This is a genomic window from Streptococcus mitis (genome assembly GCF_002096845.1).
Taxonomy (GTDB): domain Bacteria; phylum Bacillota; class Bacilli; order Lactobacillales; family Streptococcaceae; genus Streptococcus; species Streptococcus mitis_A.
On the sequence record NZ_NCVK01000058.1, the window covers coordinates 37,906 to 59,258 of the forward strand.

Consider the following 21,353-nt stretch of genomic DNA (forward strand, 5'->3'; position numbering starts at 1 on the left):
ACAAACTTCGTCCTTTCTCATTCTTAGCTTTTCTTCAACCCACTACAGTTAACAAAGAGTCTTAATTCTTAAAAATTGATAGAGTTGACAAATGGTAGAAAAAAGCCCTTTTTACTAAGTTAAATATCAACTACAGTTATGATTAGCATTCGTTACCGAACCCATTCGCCATTATAATTGACAGAATAGCCATCTACGGTCGTATTCACTGCCAAAGCACCTGAGCTATAAGCATAGTACCATTTGCCATTAACCTGGAACCAACCTGTCTTCATATCTCCATTACTTGCATTTAGGTAGTACCAAGTTGAACCATCTTGATACCAACCAGTTGCCATAGCTCCTGAGGAATGGAGATAGTACCATTTGTTCCCAAGGTTTTGCCAACCTGTTTTCATATCGCCATTTGGCTGGTCTAAATAATACCAAGTGGTACCTTCCTGATACCAGCCAGTGGCCATTGCTCCTGATGAACGGAGGTAGTACCACTTATTGCCAAGTTCCTTCCAACCAGTTTGCATGATACCAGTTTCTGAATCTAGATAGTACCAAGCTGAACCATCATTTATCCAACCTGCACGTCTTTCACCACCAATATAGTTTTCTCCATTAATTTCCGTTTTAGCTAGATAATACCAATTAGACTGGTCATAAAGCCAACCTGTCTCTAAAGAATGATTTTGATTAAAGTAATAGTTCGTGTAAAAACTCTTCTCTTCTTTATCTTCCGGTTTTGTACGTTTTTCCCCATACTTTCTTCCAACACTGTCTTTAGTTTTAACCTCTAATGCTTTCCAACCAACAAACTCTTGTAGCACTCCATTTTTGTCAAAGTAGTACCATTCTGGCATTGGGGAACCTTCTAATCTTATGCCATTAGGGTAAGGACCAATTGTATATCCTTTAACTGGCATTGGAATGTATTGCCAACCAACAACCATTTCACCATTATAATCAAAATAATAGGTCTTGCCATCAATCACTCGCCAGTCCGTTTCTTTGATGTCACCCTTTTTGTAATAGGTTCTACCATTTTCTTGGACAAATTGCCAACCTTCAGAATCATCTGCAAATACTGTATTGGTAGCTAGCAAACCAAAGAAAATTGCTGTTAGTCCAACTTGCATAGTTTTTTTCAAAAGTTTCATTTATATATACCTCCAATATTAGATCCACTCACCAGATGAAGCGAAATTATAAACTTTACCATCGATAGTTTGGCTACCTGTAACCATTGCTCCAGAGGAATTGAGATAATACCAGCTTCCTCCTACTTTTATCCAACCTGTCTTCATATCTCCATTAGTAGGATCTAGATAGTACCACGTTGAACCATCTTTATACCAACCAGTCTTCATATCACCATTGGTCTTATCTAAATAATACCATCTTCCTTGTACATATTTCCAACCTGTGGACATTGAACCAGAGGTTTCAAGATAATACCATTTGCCATTTATACTTTGCCAACCTGTTTGTTTCGTACTATTCTTATAGTAATACCACGTACCACTAATCAATTTCCAACCATCAATAGAATGTCCCTCAAGGATGGAATAAATAAAGGATAGGTTTTGTTCATTTAATTTTACTGCCAAATTAACAATATCTGATCCTCTTGATTCATTTCCTATGTGTACACCTACGACACGATGTGAAGCATCATAGACAGCAGCACCACTAGCGCCTCCATATGTATCTACATTATAATATAAGAAATCCCCTGTATCACGTATTACGTTTCTAGTATCTGTATACATCTGTACAGCTTCAGAGAGCGCTGAATAACCTGTAACAGTTACATTCAAACCAGAAAGATTTGTAGATAAAGATGAGAGACCAAGTGTCCCTGTTTTAGTCCCAATAGGCTCTTCTAAAACTAATAACGCTAAATCATTCTTTGAATGCGTACTTGGATTGTCTGACACATAATTTTTTAGATAGTAATATTTCTTTACTTTTACTGTACCAAATGGAGCATTATTGGGTGTGGCAGCAGGAGTAACATATAATTCTTCAGCATCTTTTCCAAACTCATGTTTATAGATATTATGAGCTGCAGTAATAAGAATATTGTCCTTTATAAAATTAGCACTTCCCCTATAAGTTTTGTTTTTACCATTTTCTACACCATGAAATACAGACTCTACATAGACTGATGTAGAATAAGGATATTGCAAAGTATTCTCAATAGAAACTAAGTCATTACTCCCAATAATTGCTTCCGGCTGACTTGTAAAAAATTGACCGTAAGTCGGTGAAATATCTGGAAGGGAAAAATTATTACTTCCTGGACTCTCTTGTAAAGTTTCACTTACCTCATATTCTTCACCTGTATTAGAAATAACAGTCAAAGCAGATACTGTAGATAGCTGACTAGCCAATAAAATACTAGCAATAATTGAAATACCGAATTTGCGATAAAATGTTTTCTTCATTTTTATAATTCATTCCTTTCGTTTCACTCAAGGCACAACACAGAATGAAAAAGTGTTGTGCTCTTTATTTTGTTTTATAATAATAGTGAGAAAGCCTATCACTACTACAAATCACGGGGAGGTGAATAAGTGAGTGGTATAGCCACTACCTCGCATTTTTATAGGTGTCATTCTTTCCATCAAGCACAACTAACTGTGACTAGGAGCACGTAAACTTATAATTGAATAAGCGACTCGTTTGTGAAAGGAAAGGATAGTCAAGGGATAGGCAGACTCAAATTTGGTGAAGGGAGACCCCTCGTGTTAAAAATTATTTATCCTATTAGTATACCCAAAATTTGGAGAGATAAGCAATCAACTAATTTTTATTTTTTTCAAACTTGCCCCTACAATTTTTAATGAATAATAAAAGCGAATATACTAGAGACTAATTCTATTCCATTATTCTTTAATCTGCCTTTCCAACATCAAGTCCATTCGATTTTTTTTGTGATTGTACTCGAACTTCCAATTGTCTATTCTTCTGAACAAACTGTTGATAGGGAATTGTATTACCAAATGCAAGAACACTTAGTAATACAAATATAACTATTTTTTTAATTCCACGATTTCTCCTCATCTTATATTATGAACCTCCTTTCTTTCTGCTTAATTCTAACACACATATGAAAATCAGTCAAATTTTTATGTCTATTTTGACTTTTTTTGGGGTTTATTACCATAAATAATTATCCATTCCTTTAACTTGCTATTTTGAACTAAAAATTTTATAATGAAATTAAGCAAATAGGAAGGTTTATTATCTTTAATGAATACACTCGCAGAGAAGTTCAGATTGAAAAGAAAAGAGTTGAGACTCTCCCAACAAACTCTTGCAGAAGGAATTTGTGAACAAAGTCAGATTAGTAAAATTGAGAGAGGGCATTTCATTCCCTCCGCAGACCTTTTGTTCAAACTCTCACAACGACTCGAAGTGCCATTAGATTATTTTTTTAATGAACAAATTGAAATTAAATCTAACCTCTCTAATTTCAAGCAATTATCTGCTCGACTATTAGATGATAGAAATTATGACGATTTGGAATATATTTATAGAATAGAGATTGAACGAAGTACTTTTCTAACACTAGAAGACCGAACTTACCTTGAATGGATTAAAGCTATTATTGACTTTTATCAATATGACAGTAAGTGTGAGGCTATTTCTTCATTGGAAAATATATTATTAAAAGTCTCTTCAAATACTCTGATTTATTTAAAGGCGTTGAATACTCTATCTAATTTCTATTCCTTAGTGGGTCGTGAACAAGAATATGAGGCAAACTACTCTCATTTAATGGAGTTATATCAGACAAAAAATTTTGAGCATCAAGAGTTTTTATTTGGCTACATCAGAGTTCGTTACAACTACGCTCACTACCTAGTATCAAAGGAAAAATATAATGAAGCCATCCAAGAAGCTCTTGAGACGATTGAACTCTGTAAACAAAGACAGACAAGCTACCAACTGGCTCCTCTACTTATTCTTGTAGGAAATGCTGGGGCCAAATTTCTAGACAAAGAACAAGTCAAAAATTATTATATAGAAGCAAGAGAGTTATGTAAGATTTATAACAATCCTTTAATGTTGATGAAGATAGAAAATTATTTGAAGGAATTAGATACTGTTTAGTTAATCTTGACATTATAGTTTTTCTGAAACGTTAAATAACCTGTAAGGCTGATAGTGAAATGAATACTATCAGCCTTATTTCAAGTTTATATTCTTCGAAAATCTCTTCAAACCACGTCAGCTCTATCTGCAACCTCAAAACAGTGTTTTGAGCAACCTGCGGCTAGCTTCCTAGTTTGCTCTTTGATTTTCATTGAGTATTAGTCTCTGGTGTTTGTTTAGCGTCTTAAAAAGACATTTGAGAAGATTAGAAACAGTTCTCTCTTTTCTCCTAGTATAATGATTGGTAGGAAGGGAGAGAAAAGATGAAATCAATGAGAATCTTATTTTTGTTAGCTTTAATTCAAATTAGTTTGAGTAGCTGTTTCCTATGGAAGGAATGCATCTTGTCCTTTAAACAAAGTACAGCTTTTTTCATCGGAAGTATGATCTTCGTTTCAGGAATCTGTGCTGGAGTAAATTATCTTTATACCCGTAAGCAAGAAGTCCATAGTGTCCTAGCCAGTAAGCAGTCAGTGAAGCTTTTTTACAGTATCCTGCTCTTAATTAATTTGTTAGGAGCTGTTCTTGTCTTGTCAGATAACTTGTTCATTAAAAATACGCTGCAGCAAGAATTAGTTGACTTTTTATTGCCATCCTTCTTTTTCCTATTTGGACTAGATTTGCTGATTTTTTTACCCTTGAAAAAATACATGCGCGATTTGCTTGCTATGCTAGACAGAAAAAAGACAGTGTTGGTGACTATTTTAGCAACACTTCTCTTCTTAAGAAATCCAATGACCATTGTCTCACTTCTGATTTATATTGGACTGGGTTTGTTTTTTGCAGCCTATCTTGTCCCAAATTCTGTTAAAAAGGAAGTTTCCTTTTATGGTCATATTTTCCGAGATCTTGTATTGGTCATTGCTACGCTCATTTTCTTTTAGAGAAAGCTTGTTTTTATGGATGTTATGATGGTAAGTTTAGCAGGAAAATAGACACAAAAGAAAAGTTTTTGGTATAATAAGAGTATGTACACAAAAAATGAAGAAGAGCTACAAGCCTTAGGGGAGCGTTTGGGTCATCTATTAGAAAAGAATGATGTTTTAATCTTAACTGGAGAACTGGGTGCAGGTAAAACAACCTTTACTAAAGGACTTGCTAAAGGTTTACAGATTTCTCAAATGATTAAAAGTCCAACCTATACTATCGTAAGAGAGTATGAAGGCAGATTGCCACTTTATCACCTAGATGTTTATCGAATTGAAGGAGATGCGGATTCTATCGACTTGGATGAATTTCTCTTTGGTGGAGGTGTGACTGTTATTGAGTGGGGAAATCTCTTAGGAGATGCCTTGCCAGATATTTATTTAGAATTGGAAATTCTAAAAGAAGCAGATGGACGTCGTTTAAATTTTCAGGCAAAGGGTTTGCGTGCAGAAAAACTCTTAGAGGAGCTTCAACATGGAGTATGAATTGCTCATTAGGGAAGCAGAGCCTGAAGATGCAGCTGAATTAGTGGCCTTTTTAAATCGTGTAAGTTTGGAGACAGATTTTACCAGCTTAGACGGAGATGGTATTCTCTTGACCAGTGAGGAGATGGAAATATTCCTCAACAAGCAAGCTAGTTCGGACAATCAGATAACCTTACTTGCATTATTAAATGATAAAATTGCTGGTATTGTAAATATCACAGCTGACCAGCGCAAGAGAGTCCGTCATATTGGAGATTTCTTCATTGTGATTGGAAAAAGATATTGGAATAATGGCTTGGGAAGTTTGTTGCTAGAAGAAGCGATAGAGTGGGCACAAGCAAGTAGTATTCTGCGTCGTCTCCAGCTGACTGTCCAAACTCGTAATCAAGTAGCAGTCCATCTTTATCAAAAGTATGGCTTTGTAATTGAAGGTCGCCAAGAGCGTGGAGCATATATAGAAGAAGGGAAATTTATCGATGTTTACTTGATGGGTAAACTGATAGATTAGTAGAAATATGGTTAAAAAAATTATTGGAATGGTGCTAGCTTTTCTAGCCGTGACAGTTTTAGGTGTCGGTGTTTTTGCGTATACTATTTATCAGCAAGGCACACAAACCTTATCAAAGACCTATAAAAAAATAGGGGAAGAAACCAAGGTTATCGAAGCAACAGAGCCTTTGACCATTCTGTTAATGGGGGTTGATACTGGGAATGTAGAGCGTACAGATCAATGGGCTGGAAATAGTGACAGTATGATTTTGCTGACTGTCAATCCTCACACAAAGAAAACGACGATGATGAGTTTGGAACGTGATATCCTGACTAAAATTCAACATAAAGATGGTAGTATTGAAGAAGCGAAGTTAAACGCTGCCTATGCTGGTGGCGGTGCAGAACTTGCTATAGAAACAATTCAAAAGATGATGAATATCCATATCGATCGCTACATTATGGTTAATATGCAAGGATTGCAACAATTGGTAGATGCAGTAGGTGGCATTACCGTCAATAACACGCTAGGTTTCCCAATCTCTATCAGTGATCAAGAAGAATTTAACACCATTTCTATCGGCGTTGGAGAGCAGACAATAAATGGAGAAGAAGCGCTTGTTTATTCACGCATGCGTTATCAAGACCCAGAAGGAGACTATGGTCGTCAAAAGCGTCAGCGTGAAGTTATTCAAAAAGTTGTTGAAAAAGTTCTTAGTTTGAATAGTGTCAGTCACTACCAATCTATTTTAAAAGCCCTAAGTACTAATATGCAGACTAATATTGATTTGTCTGCGAAAAGTATTCCGAGCTTGTTGGGCTATAAAGATTCATTTAAAACCATTGAATCTCAACAATTGAAGGGTGAAGGAGAGATGTTGCAAGGTATTTCTTACCAGATTGTTTCGAGAGAGCATATGTTGGAAATGCAGAATATATTGCGACGCTCTTTGGGGCAAGAAGAAGTTACCCAGGTCGAAACCAATGCGGTTTTATTTGAAGATTTGTTTGGACGGGTGCCTGTTGCTAATGGGGATAATCAAGAACAAGGTGTCTTTGTAACAAATGAAGTAGAATAGTTCATTTGTTGATAAAAATAAAAAATCAATCGTAGGAAAATTCCTGCGATTTTTTCAAAAAAATACGAATAGATAGGTAGGAGGAAACATGAAAGCAGAAATCATTGCTGTTGGAACAGAGATTTTGACAGGACAGATTGTCAATACCAATGCACAGTTTTTATCGGAAAAACTAGCAGAGATTGGGGTAGATGTTTATTTTCAGACGGCTGTAGGAGACAATGAAGCTCGTCTCTTGTCTTTACTTGAGATTGCCAGTCAACGTAGCAGTCTGGTGATTTTGACAGGTGGTTTGGGGCCAACTGAGGACGACCTAACTAAACAAACTCTGGCTAAATTTTTAGGGAAAGAATTAGTCTTTGATCCTCAGGCGCAGGAGAAGTTAGATGTCTTTTTTGCCCAGCGACCAGACTATGCCCGAACACCGAATAACGAAAGACAAGTCCAAATTGTAGATGGAGCGACTCCACTGCCAAACGAAACAGGACTGGCTGTGGGAGGAATATTGGAAGTCGATGGAGTGACCTACGTTGTCCTTCCAGGTCCACCGAGTGAAATGAAACCTATGGTCTTAAATCAGCTTCTACCCAAGTTGATAACAGGGAGCAAGCTGTATTCCCGAGTTCTTCGTTTCTTTGGAATTGGCGAAAGTCAGCTGGTGACGATTCTGGCTGATTTGATTGATAATCAAACCGATCCGACCTTGGCGCCTTATGCAAAGACAGGAGAGGTAACTCTGCGCTTGTCAACAAAAGCTAGTGGTCAAGAAGAGGCGAATCAAGTGCTGGATATCTTGGAACATCAAATCTTAGATCGTCAGACTTTTGAAGGCCTTTCTTTACGAGACCTTTGTTATGGGTATGGGGAAGAGTCCAGTTTGGCCAGCATTGTGGTAGAAAAACTGAAAAAACAAGGGAAAACTATCACGGCTGCAGAGAGTTTAACGGCAGGGCTTTTCCAAGCCAATGTAGCGGATTTTTCAGGAGCTTCAAGTATATTTAAGGGTGGTTTTGTGACCTATAGCTTGGAGGAAAAATCAAAAATGTTGCATATTCCTGTCAAGGATTTGGAAGAGCACGGTGTGGTGTCTGAATTTACAGCTCAGAAGATGGCTGAGCAGGCACGAATCAAGACCCAGTCTGATTTTGGCATTAGTTTGACTGGAGTGGCAGGACCAGATAGCCTCGAAGGACACCCAGCTGGAACAGTCTTCATAGGCTTGGCACAGGAGCATGGAACTAAGGTCGTCAAGGTTAATATTGGAGGTAGAAGTCGAGCAGATGTACGTCATATTGCGGTTATGCATGCCTTTAACCTAGTTCGCAAGGCTTTATTAAGTGACTAACTTTTGATATAATAGTAGATAGGTCTGAGGACCATTAGAATGTAGGAGAATAGAATGGCGAAAAAACCAAAAAAATTAGATGAAATTTCAAAAAAATTCGGGGCTGAACGTGAAAAAGCCTTGAATGACGCTCTTAAATTGATTGAGAAAGACTTTGGTAAGGGTTCAATCATGCGTTTGGGTGAACGTGCGGAGCAAAAGGTGCAAGTGATGAGTTCAGGTTCTTTGGCTCTTGACATTGCCCTTGGTTCAGGTGGTTATCCTAAGGGACGTATCATCGAAATTTATGGACCAGAGTCATCTGGTAAGACAACAGTTGCCCTTCATGCAGTTGCCCAAGCGCAAAAAGAAGGTGGTATTGCTGCCTTTATCGATGCGGAACATGCCCTCGATCCAGCTTATGCTGCGGCTCTTGGTGTTAACATTGACGAATTGCTCTTGTCTCAACCAGACTCAGGAGAGCAAGGTCTTGAGATTGCAGGGAAATTGATTGACTCAGGTGCCGTGGATCTTGTCGTAGTCGACTCAGTTGCGGCCCTTGTACCTCGTGCGGAAATTGATGGCGATATCGGAGATAGCCACGTTGGTTTGCAGGCTCGTATGATGAGCCAGGCTATGCGTAAGCTCGGTGCTTCTATCAATAAAACCAAAACAATTGCCATCTTTATCAACCAATTGCGTGAAAAAGTTGGAGTGATGTTTGGAAATCCAGAAACAACTCCTGGTGGACGTGCTCTGAAATTCTACGCATCAGTTCGTTTGGATGTTCGTGGAAGTACACAAATCAAGGGAACTGGTGACCAAAAAGACACCAACGTCGGTAAAGAAACTAAGATCAAGGTCGTGAAAAACAAGGTGGCTCCACCATTTAAGGAAGCCTTCGTTGAAATCATGTACGGAGAAGGGATTTCTAAGACTGGTGAGCTTTTGAAGATTGCAAGTGATTTGGATATCATCAAAAAAGCAGGAGCTTGGTACTCTTACAAGGATGAGAAAATCGGGCAAGGTTCTGAAAATGCTAAGAAATACTTGGCAGATCACCCAGAAATCTTTGATGAGATTGACCATCAAGTCCGTGTTCAATTTGGTTTGGTTGATGGAGAAGAAGCTTCTGTAGAAGGTGTTGAAACTAAAAAAGATGAAGCAGTTCAAGCAGACTCTGTGAATGAAGAAGTAACTCTTGACCTAGGCGATGAGCTTGAAATCGAAATTGAAGAATAAGCTGTCAAAGTAGTGGAGAAATCCACTGCTTTTTCGATTCTTTGTTCAAGATTTCAGATTGCCTATAGTTTGCTGTTTCTTGTAGCTCCTCTAGAAAGCTGATATAATAGCCTTATGAATAAAAAACGAACAGTGGACCTGATACATGGTCCAATTCTTCCCTCGCTCTTAAGCTTCGCCTTTCCAATCCTGCTGTCCAATATTTTTCAACAGCTCTATAATACTGCTGATGTCTTGATTGTTGGGCGTTTTCTTGGTCAAGATTCCTTGGCTGCAGTAGGGGCGACAACTGCCATTTTTGACCTGATTGTGGGTTTTACTCTTGGAGTTGGCAATGGCATGGGGATTGTCATTGCTCGCTATTATGGGGCTCGGAATTTCATTAAAATCAAGGAAGCAGTAGCAGCTACCTGGATTTTAGGTGCTCTTTTGAGTATTGTAGTCATGCTGATGGGTTTTCTGGGACTGTATCCTCTCTTGCAATACTTAGATACTCCCGTAGAAATTCTTCCTCAATCTTATCAATATATTTCTATGATTGTGACTTGCGTGGGTGTTAGTTTTGCTTATAATCTCTTTGCAGGCTTGTTGCGATCTATTGGGGACAGTCTGGCAGCTCTTGGTTTCCTGATTTTCTCTGCCTTGGTTAATGTGGTTCTGGATCTCTATTTTATTACGCAACTGCAACTGGGAGTTCAATCCGCGGGACTTGCTACCATTATTTCGCAGGGTTTATCAGCGGTTCTTTGCTTTTATTATATCCGCAAGAGTGTGCCAGAACTTTTGCCTCAACTCAAGCATTTCAAATGGGACAAGGCCTTGTACGCGGATCTCTTGGAGCAAGGTTTGGCTATGGGTTTGATGAGTTCAATTGTATCTATAGGCAGTGTGATTTTACAGTCTTCTGTTAATACCTTTGGTGCAGTGATTATTAGTGCCCAGACGGCGACTCGACGCATTATGGCCTTTGCCCTTCTTCCTATGACCGCTATTTCTGCCTCGATGACGACCTTTGCTTCTCAGAATTTAGGTGCTAAGCGCCCAGACCGCATTGTTCAAGGCCTTCGAATCGGCAGTCGTCTAAGCATGTCCTGGGCAGTTTTTGTTTGTGTCTTCCTCTTTTTTTCCAGTCCTACCTTGGTTTCCTTCTTGGCCAGTTCAACGGATGGATACCTGGTAGAAAACGGTAGTCTCTACCTGCAAATCAGCTCAGCCTTTTATCCTATTTTGAGTCTTTTGTTGATTTATCGCAATTGCTTGCAGGGCTTGGGGCAAAAGATCCTTCCTCTGGTTTCCAGCTTTATTGAATTAATAGGGAAAATCGCTTTTGTGGTCTTGATTATTCCTTGGGCAGGCTATAAGGGTGTTATCCTCTGCGAACCCCTTATCTGGGTTGCTATGACTATCCAACTGTATTTCTCACTGTTTCGTTACCCCTTGATAAAAGAAGGTAAGGTCATCTTGGCAACCAAAGTGCTATCCTAGTTGGATTTGCTGAATAAAATCTATTTCCTCTAGTGAAAATCGAAAAAACTTGTGTTATAATAAGAAAGATTAAAATGTGAAAAAAGGAGATTCCTAATGGGACGTAAATGGGCCAATATCGTAGCCAAGAAAACGGCTAAAGATGGAGCTAACTCTAAAGTATATGCAAAATTTGGTGTAGAAATCTATGTAGCAGCTAAAAAAGGTGATCCAGATCCAGAATCAAACTCAGCTTTGAAATTCGTTATCGACCGTGCTAAACAAGCCCAAGTGCCAAAACACGTTATCGATAAGGCTTTGGATAAGGCTAAAGGAAATACAGACGAAACCTTTACAGAAGGACGTTACGAAGGTTTTGGACCAAATGGTTCTATGCTGATTGTTGATACTTTGACTTCAAATGTCAACCGTACAGCGGCTAATGTCCGTGCAGCTTTTGGTAAAAATGGCGGAAACATGGGTGCTTCAGGTTCGGTTTCATACCTCTTTGACAACAAGGGAGTTATCGTATTTGCAGGTGAAGATGCCGATGCAGTCTTTGAGCAATTGCTAGAAGCAGATGTGGATGTGGATGATGTAGAAGCAGAAGAAGGGACAATCACAGTTTACACAGCTCCAACTGACCTTCACAAGGCTATCGTTGCCCTTCGTGAGTCAGGTATTGAAGAATTCCAAGTGACTGAATTGGAAATGATTCCTCAGTCAGAAGTGGAATTGTCAGGCAATGACCTTGAAACCTTTGAAAAACTTTACAGCGTTCTTGAAGACGACGAAGACGTACAAAAAATCTACACAAACGTAGATGGGTTCTAATAGAAAAACGAACAGTTTTACTAGCTGTTCGTTTTTTTGATATTTGAACTTAGACTCAGGTTTCAGAATCATTTTGTTGCTTGCTTTTTTCTAGACCTAGACCGACTGCATGTTTTTGGACGAGCAAGAGCTCTCCATTGTCCTGTTTTGCAAAAGTTAAGGTAACAGTCTTAGTCTTGTCTCCAATAGAGATATAGGAGATTTTTTTCGTATTGTAACCCCCAAGAGTGAAGTCAAACTCGGAATCTGGCTTTCCGTGTTTGTTGATAATATCCTCGTAGTTGGTACCACCTTTTCCTTTGTTGTCAAGGTCACCTTCGATTAAGGCGTCGAACTGTTCTTGCGTCCAGGTGAAGGTATCGTCTGTCAAGTCGCTTTTTTCTTCGCGTTCCATTGATGCACTCGTATCCATGTAGGAACGGTTAAACTCCTTGGCATACTCTTTGTAGACATCAGCGTATAGTACCTGAGTCGTAAAGAAAAGTACAACAGAGGCAACTGCCAGAGATGTTCCGATAATAGCCATTGTTTTCCGTTTTTTGAGGTTGACGATAAGACCGATAATTCCCAAGATAAATGCGACGATGCCGATGAACAACGATAGATAGTTAATAAACGGGATCCAGGATCCTAAAAATGCGATGGCTCCAAAAATGGTTGCTAAGATTCCTAAAACTCTTTGTTCTTCTGGTTTCATTTGAAAGTTTTCTCTCTTCATTGAGTGAATGGATTTCTATCCACAGTAGCTAGTGCTTATTATATAAAAAATCTTGCCTAGTGTCAATTTAAACTAAAATAGTTCTCATGAAAACTTTTTTCTTGACATCTTTTCTGAAAATGATAAAATAGTTCTCATGAAAACTTATTTAGTTCTTAGGAGAACTAAATACAAGGCTTAGAAAGGAGCAATTATGGATAAACCGATGTTGGTCTTTAAGCGTTTTGGTCACCAGATTCATTTGATGGTACAAAAGGAAGCCAAACGTTGTGGCATTGAATTTATGGGTGGACCGCAAGGTCAGGTGGTACGTTTTTTGGATATTTGTGAGGAAAACCAAGACCTAGTCTTGATTAAAGATATCGAGAAGGAACTCAATATTAGCAAGTCTGTTGCTAGTAACTTGGTCAAGCGTATGGTGCAAAATGGTTTGGTGGAACTGGAGGCGAGTCCTAGCGATAAGCGGGCTAAGTTTGTTCGTCTGACGGAAAAATCGCGTTCTCAAATGCAAGAGATTAAGGCCTTTTTTAAACGCATAGACAAGCAGTTGATAGAAGATGTAGATGAAGGTGAATTACTGATTTTTGAGAAAGTCCTCAGTCAACTACAGGAAAATATCAAGAGAATAGGAGGAGATAATGAAGAAATTAGCAAAACGAATTAGTAGAAAAGAATGGGGGATGATTTTACTAGCCATTCTCTTTACCTGCTTTTCGGTCTATCTAGAGCTGGAAGTGCCGACCTATATCTCGAAAATTACCGATTTGCTAGGAACTCAGGGAACCAATTTAGATGAGTTGTGGCAGCCAGCAGGTATGATGGTGGGAATGTCCTTTCTGGCCTTCTTGTCCTCAGTTGCAGTTGGATTTTTTGCGTCCAGAGTGGCTGCTTCCTATACCAGTAGGCTGAGAAGTGATATTTTTAACCGAGTTTTGGATTACTCGCAGACAGAGATTAAGAAATTCTCTATTCCCAGTCTCCTAACTCGTACCACCAATGACATTACTCAGGTTCAGATGTTGATTACTATGGGCTTGCAAGTGGTTACGCGTGGTCCGATTATGGCTATCTGGGCCATCGGGAAGATTTTAGGACATTCAGAATACTGGCTCTGGGCCGTACTTGTGGCAGTGATTGTCAACGTTTTGATGACGACCGTTTTGATGACGCTAGCCTTTCCAAAACAGTCCTTGATTCAAAATCTGACTGATAAATTGAACAGTATCACTCGTGAAAGTTTAACAGGTATTCGTGTCGTGCGTGCCTACAATGCAGAAGATTACCAAAATGACAAATTTGCAGCAGCAAATGATGAATTGACACGCTTGAATTTGTTTGTCAACCGTCTTATGGCTATTTTGAACCCTATCATGATGGGGATTTCAAGTGGTTTGAGTGTGGCGATTTACTGGATTGGGGCCTATGTGATTAACGACGCTGCTGCGACAGCACGTCTGCCTCTCTTTAGTGACATGATTGTTTTCATGTCTTATGCCATGCAAGTTGTCATGGGCTTCCTTCTCATGGGAGCACTCTTCATCGTTCTTCCCCGAACCATGGTCTCTGCCAAGCGGATTAATCAAGTTCTAGATTTGCATTCGTCTATCCAAAATCCTGCTCAAGTGCAGTTGGCTGATGAAAACCTCAAAGGCCAGGTCGAATTTAAGGATGTGACCTTCCGCTATGCGGCAAATTCGGAGGCGGTTATTGAGAATGTTAGCTTTAGAGCAGAAGCTGGTCAAACAGTGGCCTTTATTGGATCAACAGGTTCTGGTAAATCAACTCTGGTCAATCTGATTCCACGTTTCTACGACGTATCAGCAGGAGAGATTCTTGTAGACGGTGTCAATGTTCAAGACTATGACTTGAAAGATTTGCGCAACAAGGTTGGTTATATTCCTCAGAAAGCGGTTCTCTTTTCAGGTGATGTCAAGGGCAATCTAGACTTTGGATACAGTCAAGAAACACCACTTAGTGAGCAAGCTATGTGGCGTGCTTTGGAGTTGGCCCAGTCTAAGAACTTTATCGAAGACAAGGAAGCGGGCTTAGCGTCAGAAGTGGCCCAAGGAGGAACTAACTTCTCAGGTGGTCAAAGACAGCGTCTGGCCATTGCACGTGCCTTGGCTCGGAAGCCAGAAATCCTCATCTTTGATGACTCCTTCTCAGCCTTGGACTACAAGACAGACCGTGTCCTACGCCAAGAGCTAGCAGAGAGAACCAAGTCTATGACCAAGCTCATTGTTGCACAGCGTATTTCAACGATTATGGATGCAGATTTGATTTTGGTCTTGGATCAAGGGAAAGTCGTGGGGCAAGGCATCCACAAGGAACTTCTAGCTAATAACGAAGTTTACCAAGAAATTGCCTATTCACAACTATCGAAGGAGGAATTGGAAGATGGAAAATAAGAAAATGTATCTCTGGAAACAGAGTAAACCCTATCTTGCAGGCCTCCAGTTTGCCCTTCTGATAGCCTTTCTAGCAACAATCGTATCTAATATCATTACTGTATATGGTCCAACCCGCATCAAGGAAATGACCAATATTATTGCCAGTGGTCTGGAAACAAGTGTGGATGTCGCGGCGGTTGCAGCTATTGGTGGTTTTTTGGCCGTGATTTATGTGATCGGACTCCTATCCAATTATTTGCAGGCCTTTCTGTTTACAACAGCTATTCAACGTTTTTCAGAGCGTTTGAGAAGAGCCATTGCAGAGAAAATTAATCGCCTTCCATTAGGGTATTTTGATGGACATTCTCAAGGGGATACCTTGTCTCGTGTAACCAATGACGTTGACACTGCAGCCCAGTCTCTCAATCAAAGTCTGGGAACGGTTCTTTCATCTAGTTTATTAGTTGTAGCAGTCTTAGTAACCATGTTTGGCATGAACTGGATTTTAGCCTTGGTGACGGTTGTTTCAACCCTTGTTGGATTTGCATTTGTATCCATCTTTATGGGCAAATCCCAGAGCTTCTTTAAGAGTCAGCAACAGGATTTGGCAGCTATCAATGGCTATGTGGAGGAAATGTACTCTGGCCATAATGTGGTGACCAGTTACAATGCCATCGAGAGTACGAAAGAAGAGTTTGCGACATTAAATAATCGTCTGTATGACAGTATCTGGAAGTCTCAGTTTATTTCAGGGATTATGATGCCGATTATGATGTTTATTGGGAACTTTAGCTATGCCTTGGTGATTATCGTTGGTGCAGCCTTGGCCTTAAATGGGCACATCAGTATCGGGATTATCGTTGTCTTTATGGCTTACGTTCGTATCTTTTCTCAGCCTCTTTCACAAATCGCCCAAGGGATTACTAGTTTGCAGCAGGCTAGTGCAGCCATGGGACGTGTCTTCGAATTCCTAGCTGAAGAGGAAATGGAAGACGAATCCCATAAAGAAAGACAATTGAGCGATATGAAAGGTCAAGTGGTCTTTGACAGAGTTTCATTTGGCTACACACCGGAGCGAACGATTATTCATGACTTTTCTGCGACAGCTCATGCAGGTCAAAAGATTGCCATTGTCGGACCGACCGGAGCTGGGAAGACAACCATTGTCAATCTCTTGATGAAGTTTTATGAGATTGATAAGGGAAGTATCCGCATCGATGGTGTGGATACCAAAGAGATGAAGCGTTCGGAAGTACACGATGCCTTTTCAATGGTCTTGCAGGATACATGGCTCTTTGAAGGCACTATCCGAGACAATCTTATCTATAACCAAAAGGATATTAGTGATGAGCGCGTGATTGAAGCCAGCAAGGCTGTAGGGATTCACCACTTTATCATGATCCTACCAGATGGTTACGATACCGTCTTGGACGATACAGTGACCTTGTCTGTCGGACAAAAACAACTCTTGACTATCGCTCGTGCTTTGCTGAAAGATGCACCACTCTTGATTTTGGATGAGGCGACCTCTTCGGTTGATACACGAACAGAGGAATTGATTCAGAAAGCTATGGACCGATTGATGGAGGGCAGAACTTCCTTTGTCATCGCCCACCGCTTGTCTACTATCCGAAATGCTGATCTGATTCTGGTTATGAAAGATGGCAACATCATCGAGCAAGGCAATCATGATGAGCTAATGGCGCAAGCTGGTTTCTACGCTGACCTCTACAACAGTCAGTTTACAGAAGATGAAGCAGAAGAATAAACCAAAAGAAGGCTTGACGGCCTTCTTTTTCTGCACTATACTAGAAGACAAGTGCTTCCCTATAAGCAAAATTTGAGTAAGTGATGAGAAAATATATGAAAAATTATCAAGAATGGTATAACCATATTGCTGGTAAGATTGAAAATAAGCCTATCTTTCTGAGACTGTTAAGAGCTTTCAATCGGTTCATGACCGTAGTTATGCCTATAGTTTATATAGCCTTATTAGCCACTACCTATTTCCAAGAAGGACTTGGGAGACAAATCTTGATTTATGTGTTTATCCCAGCGTCAGGTTTTGTGATTTTGTCCCTTCTCCGTAAGAAAGTCAATGTTCCTAGGCCTTATGAAGTTTGGGAAATTATCCCGCTACTAGACAGAGATAGTCCTGGTCAGTCTATGCCCAGTCGTCATGTCTTTTCAGCAACCATTATCTCCATGGCTTGCTTGCATGCTAGTTTATCTGTAGGGGTTATCTTGTTGGTCTTGTCAGCCCTCCTTGGTCTCGTGAGAGTCTCAGGTGGCGTGCATTATCCCAAGGATGTAGTGGTTGGTTATATTTGTGCCCTTGTGTGGGGTGTGATTTTCTTTCTATTTTGACCTGTAAGTTAAGCTGGTCCTAGAACCACTTACGGGGTTAAAGTAACCACTTGCCTTTTTGCTCTTGTTTTCTTATTTTAGCTTTGATATAGTAGAGTCAGAAAGGAGATGGAATGAAGTTACGAATCGAAATTGACAGCAGTTTAGAGGAAACTGAAATTGTCATCAAGGCAGCGACTTTGACAGATGAGATTGCGGATTTACAGCGCCTCTTGCAAGAGTCCAAGTCTCCGAGGTTGATTTTTTACAAGGGGACGGGTGAATATTATCTGGACTTATCGGAAATTCTCTTCTTTGAGACGGAAGGTAGCAAGATTTATGCCCATACCCAGAAAGATGCCTATGAGGTTCGGCTTAAACTCTATGAGTTAGAGGTTATCCTTCCTCGCTATTTTAGTCGGGTATCCAAGTCAACGATCGCTAATATTCGGCAAATCTATTCGGTAGACAAGTCCTTTTCAGGAACGGGCACCATTTCCTTTTATCAGACCCACAAGGAGGTTCATGTCTCACGACATTACCAATCCCTCCTAAAAGAAAATTTAAGAAACATGAGGTAAGAACATGAAAAAGAAATCATTTGGTATTGTGTTGCTCATTTTGGCGGCTTTAATATTATTACAAGGGAATTTTGGAATCCCTTCATTCGGTGGGCAAATTTGGCCCTTGCTTGGTATTGCATTTTTTGCCTACCAATCAGTTGGAGCTTTGTTGCGTCGTCACTTAACTTCAGCCTCTTTTACAGCCCTAGTGGCCTTAATGATTGTTAACCACTTTTATGATATTTTACCGATTCCAAATCAGTCACTATTCTGGGCTAGTATTTTAATCGTACTGGGTGTCAACGCACTTACTCATTCTAACAGAACTTGGAATGGGAAAAAATGGTGGTATGATGGTGAAAAGACCATTCTTACAGACAAGGAAGTCGCTTTTGGGACTGGGACTTTCTACAAGCAAAACCAAGAATTGGTAGATGACCAAGTAGAAGTTGGTTTTGGCAATGCTAAGATATATTACGACAATGCAGAGATTTTAGGAGACACTGCAACCCTGAAAGTAGAAGTTGGTTTTGGCAATGCAGTTATCTATGTTCCCCAACATTGGCGAGTGGATTTGAAGGTGGAAACTTTCTGTGGTGTAGCCAAGGCAGATACTTCTCTAGCTCCAACCAGAAAAACTTTGATTATCCGTGGAGATGTGGCTTTTGGGAAGTTGGAAATTGTCTACGTTAAATAAAAAAAATCTTCCAATTCCCTTGCAAAAATGAAGAAAGTGTGATAACATAGTACAGTATGTGGTGCTAGCACATCCGCTATATTAGATCTAATAGGAGGAAAACACAATGGCTAAAGTATGTTACTTTACAGGTCGTAAGACTGTATCAGGAAACAACCGTTCACACGCGATGAACCAAACAAAACGTGCCGTAAAACCAAACCTTCAAAAAGTTACTGTTCTTATCGATGGTAAACCTAAAAAAGTTTGGGCTTCAGCTCGTGCTTTGAAATCAGGTAAAGTTGAACGCGTTTAATAATAAAAGTAAGGAGACCTTAGGGTCTTTTTTCTTTTACTGTAGATATAAAATCATTTGAAAAATAGAGTAAATATCCGCTGATACAGTATTCTGCTTTTACACTTGGGATGAAATATGATAAAATAGAGTATCAACTAGTTGAGGTAAAAAGGATGACTGTAAAAATTAATACAAAAGATGGTCAAATCGAACTAACAGATGAAGTGATTGCAACCGTCGTAGGTGGAGCAGCAACTGAGATTTTTGGTGTGGTCGGTATGGCTAGTAAAAATGCCCTCAAAGATAATTTCCAAGCCCTTCTAGGTAAGGAAAATTATTCCAAAGGTGTCGTCGTAAAGGCAGCCGAAGATGGCAGTATTGCAGTTGATGTATATACCGTGTTGAGCTACGGAACAAAGATTAGCGAAGTGTCAAAAAACATTCAAGAGCGTGTTCGTTTTAGTTTGGAAAACCAACTTGGAATTACTGCTCAGACTGTAAATGTCTACATTCAAAATATCAAAGTTGTAGGAGAATAATCGTGTCAAAAATTACTACTAGCTTATTTCAAGAAATGGTGCAGGCTGCATCAACTCGCTTGAATAAGCAAGCTGAATATGTCAATTCATTAAACGTCTTTCCAGTTCCAGATGGAGATACCGGAACAAACATGGGAATGACCATTGAAAATGGAGCTAAAGAAGTTGCAGACAAGCCAGCTTCTACAGTTGGAGAGGTAGCGAGCATTCTTGCTAAAGGTCTTTTGATGGGCGCGCGTGGGAACTCAGGAGTTATTACGTCTCAGCTTTTCCGTGGATTTTCACAAGCCATCAAGGATAAAGACGAGTTAACAGGTCAAGACTTGGCCCTTGCCTTCCAATCAGGTGTGGAAGTTGCCTATAAGGCCGTTATGAAACCAGTTGAAGGAACGATTTTGACAGTTTCACGTGGAGCTGCTATCGGTGCTAAGAAAAAAGCTGAGCAAACAGATGACGCTGTTGAAGTAATGCGTGCAGCTTTAGAGGGTGCTAAAACAGCTCTAGCTAAAACACCAGACATGCTTCCAGTATTGAAAGAAGTTGGCGTTGTGGATTCAGGTGGTCAAGGACTGGTCTTCATCTATGAAGGTTTCCTTTCAGCCCTTACTGGTGAATATATTGCATCTGAGGACTTTGTAGCTACTCCTGCTAATATGAGTGAAATGATCAATGCGGAGCACCACAAGTCTGTAGCTGGTCATGTAGCGACTGAGGATATCACATTTGGTTACTGTACTGAAATCATGGTAGCCCTTAAACAAGGTCCAACCTATGCTAAAGATTTTGACTACGACGAATTCCGTAACTACTTGAATGAACTTGGGGATTCTCTTCTTGTTGTCAACGATGATGAAATCGTCAAAGTCCATGTCCATACAGAAGATCCAGGACTGGTTATGCAAGAAGGTCTCAAATATGGTAGCTTGGTCAAGGTAAAAGTTGATAATATGCGGAACCAACACGAAGCACAGGTTGAAAAAGAAGCGGCTCAAGTGAGCAAGCCGGCTGAAGAAAAAGAGTATGCTTTGATTGCTGTGGTGGCTGGTAAAGGTCTAGCAGATATCTTCCGTTCTCAAGGTGTAGATTATGTTATTGAAGGCGGTCAAACTATGAACCCTTCAACAGAAGACTTTATCAAGGCTGTTGAACAGGTCAACGCTCGTAACATTATCTTCCTACCAAACAACAAGAATATCTTCATGGCAGCTCAATCTGCAGCAGAAGTTTTGGAGCAACCAGCAGTAGTGGTAGAGGCTCGTACTTTACCACAAGGTTTGACAAGCCTTCTTGCCTTTGATCCAAGCAAGTCCATCGAAGAAAACCAAGAGCGTATGACTGTAGCCCTTAGCGATGTCGTTAGCGGAAGCGTCACAACAGCTGTGCGTGATACAACGATTGATGGCTTAGAAATCCATGAAAACGATAATCTTGGTATGGTTGATGGGAAAATTCTTGTGTCAAACCCTGATATGCACCAAACCTTGACAGAAACATTGAAACATATGTTGGATGAAGATAGTGAAATTGTAACCTTTTATGTCGGTGAAGACGGAAGTGAAGAACTTGCTAATGAAATTGCCCAAGAAATCGCAGAAGAATTCGAAGACGTTGAAGTCGAAATCCACCAAGGCCAACAACCAGTTTACCCATACCTATTTAGTGTGGAATAAGATTAATGAAGGACTGAGAAATCAGTTCTTTTTTCTTTTTGAATAATGAAATCGCTATCTTTTAAATAAAAACAAAAATAATATTCATAAAAAAACGTTAAAATAGAAAATTCAGAAAATTTCTTCTTTTCTCTTGAAAAATCTTGAAAAAATGGTA

At 39.8% G+C, this 21,353-nt stretch carries 22 protein-coding genes; 18 read left to right on the forward strand and 4 right to left on the reverse strand.

The features are described from left to right. Positions 1–152: 152 nt before the first annotated feature. The 3 genes from cbpJ to B7695_RS11670 all read right to left on the reverse strand — a co-directional run bounded on the left by cbpJ (position 153) and on the right by B7695_RS11670 (position 3,057). Positions 153–1,148, reverse strand: coding sequence for a choline-binding protein CbpJ (gene cbpJ, locus B7695_RS07945; RefSeq protein WP_084890933.1), 996 nt, complete (start codon positions 1,146–1,148; stop codon positions 153–155). A gap of 18 nt (positions 1,149–1,166) precedes the next feature. Further along, positions 1,167–2,438, reverse strand: a complete 1,272-nt coding sequence (locus B7695_RS07950; protein WP_050392652.1) for a trypsin-like serine peptidase — start codon at positions 2,436–2,438, stop codon at positions 1,167–1,169. Between the two features lie 448 nt (positions 2,439–2,886). Next, entirely contained in the window at positions 2,887–3,057 is a 171-nt protein-coding gene (locus B7695_RS11670; protein ID WP_033684368.1) for a PhrA family quorum-sensing system peptide, read from the reverse strand. A gap of 189 nt (positions 3,058–3,246) precedes the next feature. Between B7695_RS11670 and B7695_RS07960 the strand changes: the two genes are divergently transcribed. The 9 genes from B7695_RS07960 to B7695_RS08000 all read left to right on the forward strand — a co-directional run bounded on the left by B7695_RS07960 (position 3,247) and on the right by B7695_RS08000 (position 11,996). Further along, positions 3,247–4,110 carry a helix-turn-helix domain-containing protein gene (locus B7695_RS07960; RefSeq protein WP_050223545.1) on the forward strand — a complete coding sequence of 288 codons (864 nt, stop codon included), beginning with the start codon at positions 3,247–3,249 and terminating at the stop codon, positions 4,108–4,110. Positions 4,111–4,415: 305 nt separating this feature from the next. Next, complete coding sequence (locus B7695_RS07965; RefSeq protein ID WP_084890935.1) at positions 4,416–5,036, forward strand: hypothetical protein; 621 nt, start codon at positions 4,416–4,418, stop codon at positions 5,034–5,036. Positions 5,037–5,120: 84 nt separating this feature from the next. Further along, on the forward strand, positions 5,121–5,564 hold the full coding sequence (tsaE, locus tag B7695_RS07970; RefSeq protein ID WP_084890937.1) for a tRNA (adenosine(37)-N6)-threonylcarbamoyltransferase complex ATPase subunit type 1 TsaE: 444 nt from the start codon (positions 5,121–5,123) through the stop codon (positions 5,562–5,564). Further along, positions 5,554–6,072 (forward strand): GNAT family N-acetyltransferase, encoded by a 519-nt coding sequence (locus B7695_RS07975; RefSeq protein ID WP_084890939.1) that lies wholly within the window; start codon positions 5,554–5,556, stop codon positions 6,070–6,072. Before tsaE ends, B7695_RS07975 begins: the two co-directional genes overlap by 11 nt. A 7-nt stretch (positions 6,073–6,079) precedes the next feature. Next, on the forward strand, positions 6,080–7,132 hold the full coding sequence (gene lytR, locus B7695_RS07980) for a glycopolymer--peptidoglycan transferase LytR (protein WP_084890941.1): 1,053 nt from the start codon (positions 6,080–6,082) through the stop codon (positions 7,130–7,132). Between the two features lie 88 nt (positions 7,133–7,220). Next, a complete protein-coding gene (locus tag B7695_RS07985) occupies positions 7,221–8,477 on the forward strand; it encodes a competence/damage-inducible protein A (protein WP_084890943.1) in 1,257 nt (418 codons plus the stop codon). Between the two features lie 54 nt (positions 8,478–8,531). After that, positions 8,532–9,698 carry a recombinase RecA gene (gene recA / locus B7695_RS07990; protein WP_084890945.1) on the forward strand — a complete coding sequence of 389 codons (1,167 nt, stop codon included), beginning with the start codon at positions 8,532–8,534 and terminating at the stop codon, positions 9,696–9,698. Between the two features lie 114 nt (positions 9,699–9,812). Further along, complete coding sequence (locus tag B7695_RS07995; RefSeq protein ID WP_084890947.1) at positions 9,813–11,183, forward strand: MATE family efflux transporter; 1,371 nt, start codon at positions 9,813–9,815, stop codon at positions 11,181–11,183. A 96-nt stretch (positions 11,184–11,279) separates the two neighbouring features. Further along, a complete protein-coding gene (locus tag B7695_RS08000) occupies positions 11,280–11,996 on the forward strand; it encodes a YebC/PmpR family DNA-binding transcriptional regulator (protein ID WP_084890949.1) in 717 nt (238 codons plus the stop codon). A 55-nt stretch (positions 11,997–12,051) separates the two neighbouring features. On the opposite strand, the gene B7695_RS08005 is transcribed toward B7695_RS08000, so the two are convergent. Beyond that, positions 12,052–12,693 (reverse strand): DUF308 domain-containing protein, encoded by a 642-nt coding sequence (locus tag B7695_RS08005; protein ID WP_084890951.1) that lies wholly within the window; start codon positions 12,691–12,693, stop codon positions 12,052–12,054. A 214-nt stretch (positions 12,694–12,907) separates the two neighbouring features. On the opposite strand from B7695_RS08005, the gene B7695_RS08010 reads away from it, so the two are divergent. The 9 genes from B7695_RS08010 (at position 12,908) to B7695_RS08050 (ending at position 21,196) form a co-directional block, all read left to right on the forward strand. After that, positions 12,908–13,378 (forward strand): MarR family winged helix-turn-helix transcriptional regulator, encoded by a 471-nt coding sequence (locus B7695_RS08010; RefSeq protein ID WP_084890953.1) that lies wholly within the window; start codon positions 12,908–12,910, stop codon positions 13,376–13,378. Continuing rightward, positions 13,353–15,122 (forward strand): ABC transporter ATP-binding protein, encoded by a 1,770-nt coding sequence (locus B7695_RS08015; protein ID WP_084890955.1) that lies wholly within the window; start codon positions 13,353–13,355, stop codon positions 15,120–15,122. The genes B7695_RS08010 and B7695_RS08015 overlap by 26 nt, the downstream gene beginning before the upstream one ends. Beyond that, on the forward strand, positions 15,112–16,872 hold the full coding sequence (locus B7695_RS08020) for an ABC transporter ATP-binding protein (protein WP_084890957.1): 1,761 nt from the start codon (positions 15,112–15,114) through the stop codon (positions 16,870–16,872). Before B7695_RS08015 ends, B7695_RS08020 begins: the two co-directional genes overlap by 11 nt. 95 nt (positions 16,873–16,967) lie before the next feature. After that, positions 16,968–17,471 (forward strand): phosphatase PAP2 family protein, encoded by a 504-nt coding sequence (locus tag B7695_RS08025; protein WP_192855765.1) that lies wholly within the window; start codon positions 16,968–16,970, stop codon positions 17,469–17,471. A 113-nt stretch (positions 17,472–17,584) separates the two neighbouring features. After that, positions 17,585–18,031 (forward strand): LytTR family DNA-binding domain-containing protein, encoded by a 447-nt coding sequence (locus tag B7695_RS08030; RefSeq protein WP_084890961.1) that lies wholly within the window; start codon positions 17,585–17,587, stop codon positions 18,029–18,031. A 4-nt stretch (positions 18,032–18,035) separates the two neighbouring features. Further along, positions 18,036–18,710: a LiaF transmembrane domain-containing protein gene (locus B7695_RS08035; RefSeq protein WP_084890963.1), complete on the forward strand. Its 675-nt coding sequence runs from the start codon at positions 18,036–18,038 to the stop codon at positions 18,708–18,710. Positions 18,711–18,816: 106 nt separating this feature from the next. Then, a complete protein-coding gene (gene rpmB, locus B7695_RS08040; RefSeq protein WP_001140948.1) occupies positions 18,817–19,005 on the forward strand; it encodes a 50S ribosomal protein L28 in 189 nt (62 codons plus the stop codon). 155 nt (positions 19,006–19,160) lie between these two features. After that, the gene (locus B7695_RS08045; RefSeq protein ID WP_000216437.1) at positions 19,161–19,526 is read left to right on the forward strand and encodes an Asp23/Gls24 family envelope stress response protein; all 366 of its coding nucleotides are present in this window, start codon (positions 19,161–19,163) and stop codon (positions 19,524–19,526) included. Positions 19,527–19,528: 2 nt separating this feature from the next. Further along, on the forward strand, positions 19,529–21,196 hold the full coding sequence (locus B7695_RS08050) for a DAK2 domain-containing protein (protein WP_084890965.1): 1,668 nt from the start codon (positions 19,529–19,531) through the stop codon (positions 21,194–21,196). The last annotated feature ends 157 nt before the right edge of the window (positions 21,197–21,353 follow it).